Source organism: Halorhodospira sp. M38 (assembly GCF_022227985.1).
In the GTDB taxonomy this organism is placed as follows: Bacteria; Pseudomonadota; Gammaproteobacteria; order Nitrococcales; family Halorhodospiraceae; genus Halorhodospira; species Halorhodospira halophila_A.
Window position 1 is genome coordinate 105,466 of record NZ_JAJNQP010000006.1, and the last position, 15,128, is coordinate 120,593.

At 66.0% G+C, this 15,128-nt stretch carries 15 protein-coding genes; 9 read left to right on the top strand and 6 right to left on the bottom strand.

From position 1 onward, the window contains the following. Window positions 1–23 precede the first annotated feature (23 nt). From LRA98_RS05890 to LRA98_RS05935, 9 genes are all read left to right on the top strand, one after another. Window positions 24–1,826, top strand: coding sequence for a methyltransferase domain-containing protein (locus tag LRA98_RS05890; protein ID WP_238633109.1), 1,803 nt, complete (start codon window positions 24–26; stop codon window positions 1,824–1,826). A 495-nt stretch (window positions 1,827–2,321) separates the two neighbouring features. Further along, window positions 2,322–2,828 carry a GNAT family N-acetyltransferase gene (locus LRA98_RS05895; RefSeq protein WP_238633108.1) on the top strand — a complete coding sequence of 169 codons (507 nt, stop codon included), beginning with the start codon at window positions 2,322–2,324 and terminating at the stop codon, window positions 2,826–2,828. Between the two features lie 157 nt (window positions 2,829–2,985). Then, the gene (locus tag LRA98_RS05900; protein WP_238633107.1) at window positions 2,986–3,642 is read left to right on the top strand and encodes an ArsR/SmtB family transcription factor; all 657 of its coding nucleotides are present in this window, start codon (window positions 2,986–2,988) and stop codon (window positions 3,640–3,642) included. Window positions 3,643–4,303: 661 nt separating this feature from the next. Next, window positions 4,304–4,612, top strand: a complete 309-nt coding sequence (locus LRA98_RS05905; RefSeq protein ID WP_238633106.1) for a rhodanese-like domain-containing protein — start codon at window positions 4,304–4,306, stop codon at window positions 4,610–4,612. A gap of 133 nt (window positions 4,613–4,745) precedes the next feature. Next, a complete protein-coding gene (locus LRA98_RS13005) occupies window positions 4,746–5,927 on the top strand; it encodes a 4Fe-4S dicluster domain-containing protein (protein ID WP_274519865.1) in 1,182 nt (393 codons plus the stop codon). Further along, a complete protein-coding gene (locus tag LRA98_RS05920) occupies window positions 5,924–8,425 on the top strand; it encodes a molybdopterin-dependent oxidoreductase (protein ID WP_238633173.1) in 2,502 nt (833 codons plus the stop codon). The genes LRA98_RS13005 and LRA98_RS05920 overlap by 4 nt, the downstream gene beginning before the upstream one ends. Before the next feature lie 23 nt (window positions 8,426–8,448). Beyond that, a complete protein-coding gene (locus tag LRA98_RS05925) occupies window positions 8,449–9,210 on the top strand; it encodes a 4Fe-4S dicluster domain-containing protein (protein WP_338018549.1) in 762 nt (253 codons plus the stop codon). Window positions 9,211–9,242: 32 nt separating this feature from the next. After that, on the top strand, window positions 9,243–10,421 hold the full coding sequence (nrfD, locus tag LRA98_RS05930) for an NrfD/PsrC family molybdoenzyme membrane anchor subunit (protein WP_238633105.1): 1,179 nt from the start codon (window positions 9,243–9,245) through the stop codon (window positions 10,419–10,421). Window positions 10,422–10,563: 142 nt separating this feature from the next. Next, window positions 10,564–11,418 (top strand): TorD/DmsD family molecular chaperone, encoded by an 855-nt coding sequence (locus LRA98_RS05935; RefSeq protein ID WP_238634236.1) that lies wholly within the window; start codon window positions 10,564–10,566, stop codon window positions 11,416–11,418. A gap of 37 nt (window positions 11,419–11,455) precedes the next feature. On the opposite strand, the gene LRA98_RS05940 is transcribed toward LRA98_RS05935, so the two are convergent. From LRA98_RS05940 to LRA98_RS05965, 6 genes are all read right to left on the bottom strand, one after another. Next, entirely contained in the window at window positions 11,456–12,289 is an 834-nt protein-coding gene (locus LRA98_RS05940; RefSeq protein ID WP_238634235.1) for a universal stress protein, read from the bottom strand. Between the two features lie 113 nt (window positions 12,290–12,402). Next, window positions 12,403–13,515 carry an ACR3 family arsenite efflux transporter gene (arsB, locus tag LRA98_RS05945; RefSeq protein WP_238634234.1) on the bottom strand — a complete coding sequence of 371 codons (1,113 nt, stop codon included), beginning with the start codon at window positions 13,513–13,515 and terminating at the stop codon, window positions 12,403–12,405. Then, on the bottom strand, window positions 13,512–13,958 hold the full coding sequence (locus LRA98_RS05950) for an ArsA-related P-loop ATPase (RefSeq protein ID WP_338018550.1): 447 nt from the start codon (window positions 13,956–13,958) through the stop codon (window positions 13,512–13,514). Before LRA98_RS05950 ends, arsB begins: the two co-directional genes overlap by 4 nt. Continuing rightward, on the bottom strand, window positions 13,925–14,245 hold the full coding sequence (arsD, locus tag LRA98_RS05955; RefSeq protein WP_238634233.1) for an arsenite efflux transporter metallochaperone ArsD: 321 nt from the start codon (window positions 14,243–14,245) through the stop codon (window positions 13,925–13,927). Before arsD ends, LRA98_RS05950 begins: the two co-directional genes overlap by 34 nt. Next, complete coding sequence (arsC, locus tag LRA98_RS05960) at window positions 14,233–14,670, bottom strand: arsenate reductase (thioredoxin) (protein WP_238634232.1); 438 nt, start codon at window positions 14,668–14,670, stop codon at window positions 14,233–14,235. Before arsC ends, arsD begins: the two co-directional genes overlap by 13 nt. Before the next feature lie 14 nt (window positions 14,671–14,684). Next, the gene (locus LRA98_RS05965; protein ID WP_238634231.1) at window positions 14,685–15,017 is read right to left on the bottom strand and encodes a metalloregulator ArsR/SmtB family transcription factor; all 333 of its coding nucleotides are present in this window, start codon (window positions 15,015–15,017) and stop codon (window positions 14,685–14,687) included. Window positions 15,018–15,128: the final 111 nt, after the last annotated feature.

Here is a 15,128-nt window from a genome sequence, read left to right on the forward strand (position 1 = left end):
GGCCTTGAGGAGCCACCCCCAGCATGCAGGACAGCAAGCAGGAGCCGGCGATCCGCTGGTACCACGAGCGCGCCGAGCATGTTGCGGACGACTACGAGTCCCTCTCTTTCCCGGACGTCCACAACTGGCTCATCTACCGTCTGCCACCTGGTGGCGATAGCACTGTCCTGGACGTCGGCGCCGGCTCCGGGCGTGATGCCGCCTGGCTCGCCGAGCGCGGCCACGAGGTGGTTGCCGTCGAACCAGCAGCAGCCCTGCGCCGCGAGGCCGCCCATCGCCACCCCCACCCGCGCATCCGCTGGCTTGACGACCAGCTCCCCGGGCTCGAGGACGTTCACCGCCTGGGCCTGTGCTTCGATACCATCCTGCTCAGCGCAGTCTGGATGCACGTACCGGAGGGGCAACGCGCCCGCGCCTTCCGCAAACTCATTACCCTGCTCAAGCCGGGCGGGCTGCTGGCCTTCACGCTGCGCCTGGGCCCCGAGGCCCCGGAGCGCGGCCTGCGTGCAGTCTCGGTAGCCGAACTCCGTCAGCTCGCCGCGGAACACGGTGCGTACGTCGAGCACGTCGGCGAGAGCGCCGATGCCCTGGGCCGTCCGGAGGTCCACTGGGCCGAGGTGGCCATCCGACTACCGGACGACGGCACCGGGGCACTACCCCTGCTGCGGCACATCATCCTGAACGACGAAAAGAGCGCCACTTACAAGCTGGCGCTGCTGCGCTGTACGTGTCGCGCGGCCGATGGCATGGACGGCCTGGCGCGGTCACCCGGCGATGACGACGACGGGGACGGCCGCGTCGAACTACCACTCGGCCTTGTGGCAATGATCTGGGTCCGGCTCTTCCTGCCGCTGGTCCGTCAGCGCCTGCCGCAGCTGCCACGCCACGACGGTACGCCGCGTGGCCTCGGGTTTGCCGGCGACGGATTTCGCAAGCTCCTCGACCTCGACGTGGCGCCCGAGGAATTGCGCATCGGCATGCGCTTCTCCGATGATCGGGCGCGGGCGCTGTCTATGGCACTGCGCGAAGCAGCCGAAACCATCCGCAACATGCCCGCCCGCTACACGACCTTCCCGGGGGGAGGCCACGTCTTCCACGTCCGCCGCGCTCGCCAGAGCCGCGCGCAGGACGAGGCCCTCATCGATGCCCCGTTCCTCTGGCAGTATGGCGTCTTCCGGATACCTTCGGAGCTTTGGCGAGCCCTGCAGCGATTCAGTGTCTGGGTGGAGCCGGCGCTGATCACCGAATGGAAGCGCCTGATGGCCGACTATGCCGACCGGCAAGGGCGGCAGTTGGCACCGGCCGTGATGGAGCACACCCTCGACTGGCGTGAGCCACAACGCGATGTTCGTCTTGCCCGCGAACGCATCGAGGCGCTGCGCGAAGCTGGCGAACCGATCCACTGTGTCTGGAGCGGTCGGCTTCTCAAGCAAAGCGCCTTCGAGGTCGACCACTGCATTCCCTGGGCGGCATGGCCCTGCGATGACCTCTGGAACCTGGTGCCAGCCACCCCGCAGGTCAATGGCAACAAAGGGGCAAAACTTCCGGACGCGGCGACCCTTCAGGATGCGGAGGACCGTTTGAAGCGCTGGTGGGAGCGCGCCTGGCAAAGCGCACCAGAAACGACCATCGCGGAGCGTTTCCGGCGCGAGGCCGCCGCGACGCTACCCGGACTGAGGGATGATCAGTCGCATGATCTGGACAGCGTTTTCTCCGCCCTGGATCTGCGCCGCATCCGGCTCAAGCAGGATCAGCAGATTCCGGAGTGGTGCTATCGAACCTACCCGGTGCCAACGGTTTCAGGTGGCGGCCGGCGCCTTGACTGAGCCTTTCCACAAAACCTGTGGAAAACTCTGTGAAGAAAGGCGCGCCGCTGGCGGCGATTAGCGGCTTCGAGGTCGATTGGACAGAGATTGTCCAGCCCGCACCAATAGGCGAATCAATAGGTTATGGACACCACCACGGCTATCAGGCAGTTAGCGGCGTCAACCGGCGGGCTTGTGCACAAACCGTATCGTTGAGGCAAGACTCGAATGGGGTTGACTCCACGCCGCACACGATACGGAACATCCCTACACTTTGGCCTTCGCCGACGACCTGAGCCGAGACGACCTCGTCCGTATTCTCCGAGACCTCCCACCGGGGCATCCGCTGGAGCAGCCACTGCTGGTGTATGCCACTGCTGGTGTATATTGCCAGGGTGTATCGGAACATCGCGGAGGCGGAGGTCCGCCATGCTCTCGAGCAAACTCGACCGGATCCTGGACGCCGACCGAGTCGAAGACGTTTTCGCCAATAACTAGCACCCAGCACCAAAACCCGTGACCGACCCAGCCGGCGAACTCACTATCCGACCGTTTGTCGATGACGACTGGCCTCAGGTCTGGGCCGTCATCGAGCCCGTCCTGCGCGCCGGGGAAACCTTCCCGTTCTCACCGGAACTCGACGAGGAGCAGGCCTACCACTTGTGGGTGACAATACCCACCGCCACCTGGATCGCCGAGGACGAGCACCTAGGCCTGGTCGGCTCCTACTACCTCAAGCCCAATCAGCCGCGCCTTGGCGACCATGTCTGCAACTGCGGCTACATCGTCGCCGAGCCCGCCCGCGGACGAGGCATCGGTGGAGCGCTTTGCCGTCACTCCCAGCACATGGCACCGCAGTTCGGGTTCCGAGCCATGCAGTATAATCTGGTCGTCGCCACCAACGAGTCGGCCATCCACACCTGGCAGCGCAACGGCATGACGGTGGTCGGCCGCCTGCCCGGCGCCTTCCGCCATCCGATTCACGGTCACGTCGACGCGCTGATCATGTATCGCTCGCTTTGACGGAGGATCATCTGATGTCTGGCCCCGAGCGCAGCACCATGGACGAGCTCGCCGAGGTCACGGCCAATGCCGACCAGGTACTGGGGTTTTAGGCCGATTGGAGCAACAGCTAAGCGGCAGCTACCACGACGACCCCAAACTTGCTAAGGCGAGACCCATGGCTGAGCGCGTCAACCAACGCAAATTACTCGAGCAGTTGGCCGGTGTTGCCAAGGCCCTCGGCCACGAGTATCGGCTGGAATTGCTTGAACTGCTCGGCCAACGCGAACGTAACGTCGACGAACTCACCCGCCTGACCGGTATTCGGCTGGCCAGCGTCTCGCAGCACCTGCAGCAGCTGCGGCGCATGGGGCTGATCTCGGCGCGCAAGGAGGGAACGCGTGTCTACTACACGCTCGCCGATAAGCAGGTCACGGCCCTGCTCGGCATGCTGCGCGAGGTAGCGGAGCGCAACATCGCAGAGCTGCAGCGGATGACCGAGCAGTACTTCCACGACAGCAACGCGCTCGACGCCATCGACTCGACCGAGCTGCTCGAGCGCCTGCGCGCCGGCATGGTCACCCTCATCGACGTCCGCCCGCCCGAAGAGTTCTCGGCCGGCCACCTACCGGGTGCGATTAATATCCCTGCCGAGGAACTCGAGGCCCGCCTCGGCGAGTTGCCCCGGGATCAAGAGATTGTCGCCTACTGCCGAGGCCCTTACTGCGCACTGTCTGTCGAGGCCGTCCGGCTGCTGCGCAAGCGGGGCCGACGGGCCTACCGTTTCGAGTACGGCTTTCCGGAGTGGAAGGCCGAGGGGCTGCCGGTGCAATAGCAATATGGAATATTTCTGAACTCGCGGGCGCATTCAGCGGAAGGGACAGGAACGCTCGGTCCCTCGCATCGGCCACCCCACAAGAGTATCGGCTCGGGAACCGCAGGCCAGCGGCTAGCATCCAGCCGATTGGGGCCACAATCCTGTCTTTGTTGGCCCCACCCTGGTTTTCATTCCAAAGAGCATGGCGGGTGCCCGCTGCCATCGATACGGGATGACGCCTGCTACCAACTGTAGCAAAATCGGCGCCATGAATCGGACGGAAACAGCCGTAGCGCAGAGGAAAGGACGGCCCTCTAGCTCATACCAGGCGCCAATAAGCGGCCGCTACTGACAGGCCACGAAGCGGAACATCCCGGCGCCAAGACTCCATCACTCGGGCCGAAGACCGGTCCTTTTTTATGAGCCAGCCACGTCTCCGAGCAGCATAATCGAGCCTACCGGCAGCCGTGGCCAGACAAGCCGAGCATTCATTTTTGCCGATCTATACTGTGTCTGAATGCGCCCCGGGAAGAGATACACACACTGGAACCGCCCGGCAGCCCACCGGCCGCGTGCGTCGGATTTTCTACGGCGCAGCGCTTTAGTCGCTACGCTCCTACTTTTAATAAGCATCCCGATACCTCCGGCCATGGCCGGCTACCACTCAGTAGCCCCCAGCGTGGAGGCGCTACTCGCCTTCGACGGTGTGCTCATCGATATCCGCGAACCCCACGAGTGGCAGCAGACCGGGATCGTCGAGGGATCAAAGCCGCTGACCTTATCCGATCCCGAGACCTTCCTGGAGGCGCTGGAACCCCACCTGGAAGACAGCACTCCGATCGCCCTGATCTGCCGCACCGGCAATCGCACCCAACAAGCCGGACGCGCGATCGCAAAGCGCGTGAACGTGCCCGTAATCAATATCGAAGGCGGGATCGTGCGGCTGATGCGTCTGGGGTATGAACCCGTACCTGCCGGGGACCGATAAACCCGCATCCGAATTGCATCATTGATCTCCCGCAAAAGCGCTCCTAGGGTTTGACGAAGGTCAACCCGGCGGCACCGCAGCCTCGTAAACGACAACAACAAGCTGCGGGCCGTGGCGAACGCAGGAGGAGAGGATGGCCGAGCTGCCTGAGGGCAGTGCGGGCGGGTATTGGTTGTTGCGCCCGGATATTGGCGCGCTGGCGTTCCGCCCGGATGCGTGCCTACCGCAGCGCACGCCGCTAGCCAACTGCCGCGCCTGTGCCGAGGCCTGCCCGGTGGACGCCCTGCACCTGTCCGGCGGACCGACGGGACTATCGGATCATTGCCTGAGCTGCGGACAATGTAGCGCGGCCTGCCCCACCGGCGCACTGCACGTCCCGGGGTTTGCCGTAGCCCTCGGGACCGTCGGGCCGGCGCGGCTGGACTGTTATCGGGTTCGTGCCTGCGATGCCGACGGGGCTCGCGTGCCGTGCCTGGGCGGGCTCGGCACGGCGGATCTTGCCGAACTCCACCGCGCCACCCGAGGCGACGGCCCGGTGCTGATCGACCGCGGCTGGTGCGGGGACTGTCCCTTGGGTGGAGCGCGGCATCCGGCCCGCGAGACCGTGGACCGAGTCGCCCGCCTGCTCGGCGAGTGCGGAGTCGACACCGAGCGACGCCCGCGCATGGAAAACCAGCCACTGCCCTTATCCAATGCTCAGCCGGCCCTGCCCAACGCTGCTGACGAGGTTCCAGTCAGCCGCCGCGGCCTGCTGCGCCGGCTGGTCGGCCAGGCCGGTGCCACCGCCGCCGCCCTGGAGGCCAACGCCGAGGACGCCGCCCCACCACGCCCGCTGCGCCATGGCATCACCCCGGCCCCCAGGGTGCGGCTACTGGCCGCCCTGGCGGAACTCGGCCCCACGCCGCCACCGACACTCGCCGCGCAACTCAGGGTCAGCGAGTACTGCCGCGATCACGGCGTCTGCGCCGCCCTATGCCCCACGGGGGCTCTAGACCGGACCCACGATGCAGCGGGCAGCGGACTGGACTTCGACCCGGCAGTCTGCATCGGCTGCCGACTCTGCGAACGGGCGTGCCCCGAGCAGGCCCTGACTGTGACCGAGCAGGGCGGCGCGCCGGCGCGGCAGACCCTGGTCCGGCACCGGCAGCGGCCGTGCGCCGATTGCCAGCGCCCCTTCCCCGCCGAGGCGACGGAAGACCTCTGCCCGACCTGCCGCAAGGCCCGCGCCTTCGCCCGGGAAGCGGCTTCGCTGTTCCGAGCACCTCGCCCCGAACGAGGCAGCGACGCAACCGATCCACAGGAGGAGAGCGCATGAGCGGACTCGATCACCTGGTCTCGCGTCGGCGATTCCTGCAGGCCACCGGCGTCGGCGGTGCCGCCGCGGCCACCGGCGGAATCGGCCATCTACTGAGTCTCAGCGCCGGGGGTAGCCGTGCCCGGGCCGATGCCCACGCCGAGAACCCCGCGACCCAGATCACCAAGAATGTCTGCCACCAGTGCCCGGCGCGGTGCGGAATCGATGTCTACACGACCGATGGGCGCGTCCACGCCATCTACGGCGATCCCGGCAACCCCATCGCCAACGGCCGCCTCTGCCCCAAAGGCCACCTGGGCAGCTACATCCTTTACGATCCGGACCGCTTCAAGGGGCCGATGAAACGGACCAATCCCAACAAGGGCCGGGACGAGGATCCGCAGTTCGAGGCCATCTCCTGGGACGAGGCGCTGGATATCGTCGCCGAACGGCTCAACCGCCTGCGCGAGCGGGAGGAGTCGCACCGCTTTGCGCTCATGTACGGCCGCGGCTGGGGGGCCTCCTGCGCCGGACTGCTTGGACCTTTCGCCCAGCTATACGGCTCGCCGAACGTCATCGGCCACTCCTCGATGTGCTCCGATGGCTCCATGGTGGCCAAGGGGCTGACCGACGGGAATGAGGCCTATAACGCCTACGATTACCGCAACACCAACTACATCCTCAACTTCGGCGCCGGATTTCTGGAGGCCTTCCGCCCCTACAACTACCTGATGCAGGTCTGGGGCCACATGCGCACCAAGAGCCCCAAGACCCGGGTGACGGCGGTGGACGTCCACATGAACCCGACGCTGGCCGCCGCCGACCGGGCGATCACTATCAAGCCGGCCACCGACGGTGCCATGGCCCTGGCCATCGCCCACGAAATGCTGGTCCAGGGCTATTGGGACCGGGACTTCGTCGGCGACTTCACCGACGGCACCAACCGCTTCGAGGCCGGCACCGAGCTCGACCCCGACGACTTCGAAGAAATCTGGACGCAGGGGCTGATCCGCTGGTGGAACGAGGAACTCAAGAATCGGACGCCGGAGTGGGCGGAGGAAGTCACCACGGTGCCCGCGGAGACCATCCGCCGCGTGGCCTACGAGTTCGGGACGACCCGTCCGGCCATGGCCATCATGGAGCGTGGCCCCACGTCTCACTCCAACGGCACCTACAACGGGATGGCCATCCACGCCCTCAACGCCCTGGCCGGATCGCTGTTCGCCAAGGGCGGCCTGTTCTACCAGATGGACGTGCCCTACGGCGACGGCCCGGCCGAGCCGGATGACTACATGGACGACTACGCCGAGCGCATGCAGGAGCGCTTCGATAACGGCGAGATCCCGCGCATCGACAAGCTCGGCACCGATCACTGGCCCCTGGCGCGGAACATGATGCAGGAGGTCGGACCGAACCACGCCGCCGGCGACCCCTACAAGCTCGATACCATCCTTTTCTACCTCAACAACCCGATCTGGACGGCGCCAGACAGCACCGCCTGGGAGGAGGCGCTCAAGGACGTCTTCATCATCGACACCTCCCCCTTCCCCGGCGAGACGGCCCAATACGCCGACCTGATCCTACCGGATCACACCTATCTGGAGCGCCTCCAAGACGCCCCCACCTACCCCTTCGAGGGCTACCCGATGACGGCCTTGCGCACACCGGCCGTGGAACCGCTCTACGACACCAAGGTCTTCGGCGACATCCTCATCGAGATCGGCAAGCGCCTCGACGGTCCGGCCGGCGAGTACTGGCAGCAGGTGGGCGACACCGAGAACCTGCTCCGCCATCTGGCCGAGGGGTTCAAGGACGAACCCGGCGATAACGGCGTGACCGACTTCGAGAGCTGGAAGGAGAAGGGTGTCTGGTACAAAAAGCCCTACCACTGGAAGCAGGAGCGGGGCGTCTTCTACGAGTGGGTGGCGGAAGACGGAGACTACACCCGTGAGATGTCCGCCGAGGAGGTCCGCGAAAAACTCATGCCGACCCCCTCCGGGCGTTTCGAATTCTTCTCCGAGAAGCTGCAGGAGCATGCGGACTTCGTGGCCTCAGAGTTCGGCATCGACACCGAGCGGGCCGGCCTGATCCAGTGGGTCGATCCGGACCACCCCGGCGGCGGCGATCTTTACTTTTCCACCCCGAAGACCGCGCTTCACGCCGAGGGACGTGGCGCCAACATCCCCCACGCCATCGCCCACGTCCAGCCGGTCATGGGCGGGCGAACCACGGTCTATCTGGAGATCCATCCGCGCACCGCCCACGAGCGGGGCATCACCAGCGGCGACAAGGTCCGGATCATCAGCGACGTGGGCGAAATCGAGGCCTACGCGCGGCTGTTCGAGGGCACCCGGCCGGATACGGTCTGCCTGCCCATGGAGCACGGCCACTGGGCGCAGGGCCGCTGGGCCGAGGGGCGCAAGCCCGGCCACTCCGGCGAGGTCACCGTCAATCAGTCCGACCGCATCTCGGGCCTGGCCAGTTATTACACCACCAAGGTCCGTGTCGAGCGCGCTTAGGAACGCGCTGAGGAGGGTTCATCATGCCGAGATGGGGAATGGTCATCGACCTGGACAAGTGCACCGGCTGTCAGGCCTGTACCACGGCCTGCGCCATGGAGAACAACACCTTGCCCGGTGAGTCCTGGCAGGACGTGCTGTTCTACAACGAGGGGCGTCACCCCCACACCTCGATCAAGTGGTTTCCGCGGCCCTGCATGCAGTGCGAAAACCCGAGCTGCGTCTACGTTTGCCCCACCCGCGCCACCTACAAGACCGAAGACGGCGTGGTGCTGGTGGACTGGGATCGGTGCATCGGCTGCAAGTACTGCATGATCGCCTGCCCATACGGGGTGCGCTTCTACGCCGACGAGAAGCCGCTTATCGAACCGGATCTGCGCGACGTGCACCCCGGCGAGGACGGCCAGATCTGGAGCCCTCCGTACCAGGGCCCCCACCAGGACCACCGCACCGGCGTGGGCATCCAGCCCAAGGGCGTGGTCTCCAAGTGCACCTTCTGCTACCACCGGATCTCTCAGGCCCCGGAAGGCGTGGCCGACCTGGACGAAGACGATCCGGAGTTGGTCGAGTACGTGCCGGCGTGCGTGCGCACCTGTCCGCCGAAGGCACGCTACTTCGGCGACCTGGACAACCCGGAGAGTCGAATCAACCAGCTGATCGCCGACAAGCGCGGCACACGGATCAAGGAGGAGACCGGCAACCGACCGCAGGTCTACTACCTGGGCGAACACGGCACGGTGCCAACGTTCGATCCGCAGTTCGAACACGACGATCCGCAATCGTGACCGCGCACGGCAACCGCTGAGGAGCCAGGATCATGAGTACAGCCGCCGAACAGACTGGGCGCGCCGCGGCCCGGACGTCGCACCTCATCCCGTACATCACGCTGGCCATCGGCATCGTCGGCCTGGCCATCGCCTTCGCCCTGGCGCTGCCCGTCCTGACCGAGGGCGGGCAGGCCATGGCCATGGGCAGCGACATGATCTGGGGGCTGCCCGTGGCCGGCTACGCCTTCCTCGCGCTGACGTCCATGGGAGTCAGCCTGGTAGCAGCCACGGCCCTGCTCTCAGAGCGCACCGAGTGGCATCGGGCAACCCCGCGCCTCTTCGCACTGGCCCTGGGGCTTTCGGTGGGCGCGATTCTCGTCCTCAACCTGGAGCTGGGCAACGCCCTGCGCTCGCTCTGGGCCATCCCGACGGCGATGCAGCTGCGCTCGCCTCTGGTCTGGATGGGCCTGGCCTGGACCGCCTACATGGTGCTGGTCATCGCCGTCGTGGCGCGCCTGCACACCGTGGGCAGCGATGATCAGCTGACCCGGCGGCTGGCCGTGGGCATCATCATCGCCGGTGGGGCAGCCATCTTCACCCAGGGGCTGGCCTACGGGATGTTCGTGTTCCGCCCAGTTTGGTACGGCATGGGCACTCCGCTCTACTTCTTCGCCGGCGCCGTGGCCAGCGGCCTGGCCGTCAGCCTGATCGCCGCCCAAAGCGTCCGGCGTTTTCAGGACAGGGGCAACAGCCCCGAGTGGCGATCCATCCAGACGTACCTGCCAGCCGCCTTCGGTGTGGCACTGGGCGTCTACGCCACGGTCCTGATGGCACGGATTGTCGGCGGGCTCTGGTCGCCGACGGCCGGGGTGCAGGTGGTCTATCTGGAGATCCTGCGCAGCCCGCTTTTCTGGACGGAGACCGTCCTCGGCCTGGTAATCCCGCTGGTATTGATGGCTCGAGCGGCTTGGCGCGTTCAGCCTTGGGCGCAGGTCACCGCCGCGGCGCTGGCACTGATCGGGCTGTTCATCGCCCGCTACGAGCTGACCATCGGCGGACAGATGGTGCCTCTATTCAAAGGCACCTGGATCCCCGGCTTTATCGAGTACAGCCCCAATACCGTCGAGTGGGGCATCGTCCTGGTCGGGGTCTTCACGGCGCTGATCTTCTACGCGCTCGGCGACCGGCTGCTGCGCGCCGCCGGCCCGAACCGGCGCCAAGGCGCGTAGCCACCCCAGCGTGGGGGGGGGGGGGGGGGGGGCGCGCCCCCCCCCCCCCCCCCCCCCCCCGCCCCCCCCCCGCCCCCCCGGGCCACCCCCCCCCCCGCGCCCCCCCGGCCGCGGGCCCCCACCGCAACCGCCCGGAGCAGCGATGGCAGCCACGCAGGCCCCCCAACGCACGGAACTCTACCTGTGCCTGTCGCGGGCTTTCCTGACCCCGCACGACGACGGTTTCCTGGCCGCATTGGCCGAAGATCTCCCAGCGGATCTGGAAGCGCTTCTTGGCGGAGAAGCGACCGAGGCCATCGCCACCCTGCAGCGTGCCGCCCACTCCATTCCAGACGCCCGTGCACTGCGGCGGGGGTACACCGCCTTGTTCCTAACCCCACCCTACCGGGCTCCGCTCAACGCCGGCCTGCAGCTTGAAGGCACGATCAACGGCGCCGCCGTGCAGGGGATCCGCGCCTGCTACCAGCGCCACAGCCTGGAGCGGGCCGAATCCTTCCGGGATTTACCGGATCACCTGGCCGTGCAACTGGAATTCGCCGCCTACCTGTGGGCGCAGCCCGGGGACGAGGAAACCCTCCAGGAACTGCACGCATTCCTGACCTGCTACGTGGCCCCGTGGCTCCCGGAACTCATCCGCCAGCTCAAGGCCGAGCTACCCAATACGCGGGCGGCGGCGCTCTACCTGAGCCTGGCCGAAATCGCTCATGGGGTGGCGGATGCCGACCGACGCCGGCTACCGGCCTTCGAGGCCGGCGTGTCCACACAGGATCCAAAGACACGGCCAACCCCGACAACCTCGCTAGCGGCGGTGGCCTCCGGGCAGGAAGATGCCACGGAGCAAGTCCACTGTCCGCGCTGCCGCTCTACGGTCACGCTACGGGGCGCTGCAGCGGCGGTTTACCGCCGCCTGGAAGCAGCGGGCGCCCATACCGCGCATCTGTCTGTGTGCCATCGGTGCCAGGCGACAGGCCTTAGAAAGCCTCAACGTCGGTTCTAACCTGCGCTTGCCTGCAAAGCGTCTGGCCAACACCCGCCTATGACGCAGTGGCAGGCACCAGGACAACCAAACGCTGGCTCGCCCGGCAAACCCCCTCGGCAGTGCTCCCTAAAAGCAGTTCCTGCAGACGGTTATGCCCTCGCCGGCCGATTATGATCATATCGGCGTTTTGCTCCTCGGCCACCCGGACGATCTCCATACTCGGCTGTCCCTGCTCGACCAACACCACATCAAAGGGGTCAGCTGTGCCGACGCGCCTTAGAAGCGCGTCGAGATGCCTCTCGATACATGCCTTGGCATCCCCGGGCCCGTCGCACTCCTGCCAAGGCCCTACGGAGACGGCCGCGCCGCGGGCGCAGTGGGGCAAAGACTCCAGGAAGAGTGCCTCCGCGCCGGCGGCGGCGGCAGAGCCGTCGGTAGCGAGCAGTGGCCGGCACTGCCGGGGCATGGGTTCAGGCTGCCTGCCATTGATTGGGGCTAGTAGCACAGGGCGGTCCGCGAGTCGGACGAGATCCAGAGCCGTGCGGCCAAGTAACAGGTCATGAAGGACGCCGTGGCCCTGGCTGCCAACGAGCAATGCCTCGGCTCGCGTCTCAGCAGCGGCGGCGATCAGTTCCGGCACCACCGGACCAACCCGCAGCGCCCAATCCACCTCTATCTGAGCAGTGACCCTCAAGGCCTCCGCCGCCTCGGCAAGACGGGATTCGTAGTGCTGAGCGTGACTCAGTTGCGGGGCTTGAGCGTAGCTCTCCGCCATCACATAAACCAGCGTAACGCGTTGACATCCCAGCCGGGGCAAACGCTCCAAGTGAGCCTGTAGCTGAGTCCAGGCCGGCGAGAAATCGATGGCGGCGATGATTTGCTTGAACATGGCGGTTCTCCGGCTACCCCGCTGACATAGGTCCTGATCGCGCGAGTGAGCGTTCCGCCGTGGCGCTGCACCCAGTCCCGGGCCGCCACAGTCAGGGTGACCGAGCCCGTGGTTCACCCACCCGTCGTCGGCGCCAGCCCCGGTTGCGTCTCCTCCGGGAACCAGTGTTTGGTCCGGTTGGCGATGCGCACCAGTGCCAGCATCAATGGCACCTCTACCAGCACACCCACCACCGTAGCCAGCGCCGCCCCCGACTGCAGGCCGAAGAGCGCAATGGCCGCGGCGACGGCCAGCTCGAAGAAGTTGCTCGCGCCGATCATGGCACCGGGGGCGGCCACCGAGTGCTGCACCCGCCACGCCCTGGCCCACCGATAGGCGATGAAAAAGATCAGGAACGTCTGAATGATCAGCGGGATGGCGATCAGCAGGATGTGCAACGGGTTGTTGAGAATGACCTCACCCTGGAAGGCGAACAGCAGGATCAGCGTGAGGATCAGCCCGATCGGGGTCACCGGCGCCAGGCGCTTCATGAAGACGTTATCGAACCACTCCACGCCCCTGTAGCGAATGAGCAACACCCGGGTCAGGTAGCCGGCGGTCAGTGGGATGACGATGTAGAGGAAGACCGAGAGCGCCACGGTATCCCAGGGAACCTGGATGTCCGAGATCCCCAGCAGCAGCACCACGATCGGAGCAAAGGCGAAGAGCATGATGATGTCGTTCACCGACACCTGCACCAGGGTGTAGGCGGCATCGCCCCGGGTCAGATAGCTCCAGACGAAGACCATCGCGGTGCAGGGGGCTGCCCCCAACAGGATGGCCCCGGCCAGGTACTCGCGGGCCAGATCCTCCGGGATGAAGGGCTGGAAGACCACTAGCAGGAAGAACCAGGCGATGGCGAACATGGTGAACGGCTTGATCAACCAGTTCACCGTGGTGGTGATCACCAGCCCCTTCGGCTGCCGACGCACCCCCAGGATGGAGGTGAAGTCGATCTGCACCATCATCGGGTAGATCATGGCCCAGATGAGGATGGCCACCGGGATGGAGACCTGCGCGTATTCGAACTGCGCGAGCGTATCCGGCACCACCGGCAGGTACTGCCCAAGGAGCACACCGGCGATCATCCCGAGCGCCACCCAGACGGTCAGATAGCGCTCGAACAGGCCCATGCCCTCCTTGGTGGAGGGCGCATCATCGACAGCAGCGCGCTGGGTTTCGCTCATGCGTACTCCTCACTCCAGGGTTCGATGACCAGCCGGCTGTGGTGCCCTGCCAGGATCTCCTGGAGGTAACGTGCCTCCTGTGCCTGACGGGCGCGCAGCACCGGGTCGGTCACGGTTCGAGGGCTCAGTGCCTGATTGGCGATCCAGGCAGCGGGCTCGATGCCGGCTCGGTGGAGATCCGCCTGCAAAGCGGCCGCCTCATGTACCGGGGTGGCCTCCGGCAGGGTGCAGATCAGCATCTGGGTGCAGTGCGGGTCGCGCAGGCGCGGTAACAGCTGCTCTACCTCCGGGGCCACGCCGTGGCTCTGCCGACCTAGCTCGCGGTGGTATGCCTGGGCCGCATCCAGCAGCAGGATGGTATGCCCGGTCGGGGCCGTATCCAGTACCACAATCTCGTCCTTGGCGCGGGCTACGGTACGAGCAGAGGCCTGGAAGACCGCAATCTCCTCTTCCGGTGAAAAAGAGGTTTCGGCTGGCGTTGTCGAGAAAGTCCATCGACCAGGAAGACTGGCAGGGCGTCCTCGCCCCAGCGCTCAAGGATGCCCTTGATCGTGGCGTTCTCCACAAACGCGCCCGGCTGTTGGGAGAGGTTGTAGCGGGTCACCGCCACCCCCTGGTTCTTCAACCAATCCAGATCAGCGGCCAGCCTCGAGAGCTTCGGATCGACGCTGGGCCCGCAGACCCCGGTACTGCAACATTGCGGGGGGTCATAAACCGTCAGTTGCCGCATGGCTTCATTACCTCCTGCAGTAGTTCGGTTACCCGCCGCCTCACCTCATCCCGCACGGCACGGAACTCGCCCATGATCTCCTCTTCAGTTCCCCGCGCCTTGGCCGGGTCGGGCAACGGCCAGTGGTATCTTTCGATTCCGCCCGGCACCACCGGGCAGTGTTCATCGGCGTGGCCGCACACGGTGACCAACACATCGGCCTGGGCCAGCAGTTCATCGGTCAGCTGCGTGGACTCCTGCCCGGAGATGTCCACGCCCTCCTCAGCCATGACGGCGATGGCACGAGGGTTTTTGCCGTGGGCCTCGATCCCGGCAGAAAGCGCCGTCAGGCGGTCGCCGCCCAGGGCTCGGGTGTAGCCCTCGGCCATTTGCGAGCGGCAGGAGTTGCCGGTACACAGAAACAGCACAGTCCTCGGATCGCTCATGTCGGAATCCTGCGTTATTCGAGTGGGGGGCGGTTGGGCATACAACCGAGACGCTGCTGCGCCACCCGCCAGGACCGTTGAGTGGCGGCGGCCTCAATGACCTGGTGCACCCAACCCGGCAGATCGTCGACGAGCCGGTAGTGCACCCACTGCCCCCGCCGCTCGTCCACCACCAAACCGGCATCACGCAGTTGCGCAAGATGCCGGGAGATCTTGGGCTGGGACTGCTCAAGGGCGTGGGTGAGCTCGCAGACGCACAGCCGCCCCTCGCTGTGCAGCAGCAACACACTCTGCAGCCGCGTCGTGTCCGCCAGCAGGCGAAAGAGTCTCTCGGGTGCGATGTCCATGGATTGATATACGCCGATCCGGATATGCGTGTACACATATACTATGGGCCAGGCGCACACAACCAAGAGACCTGGCGCCTCATCCCTTGAGATGGCCCCCTACGTGACCTC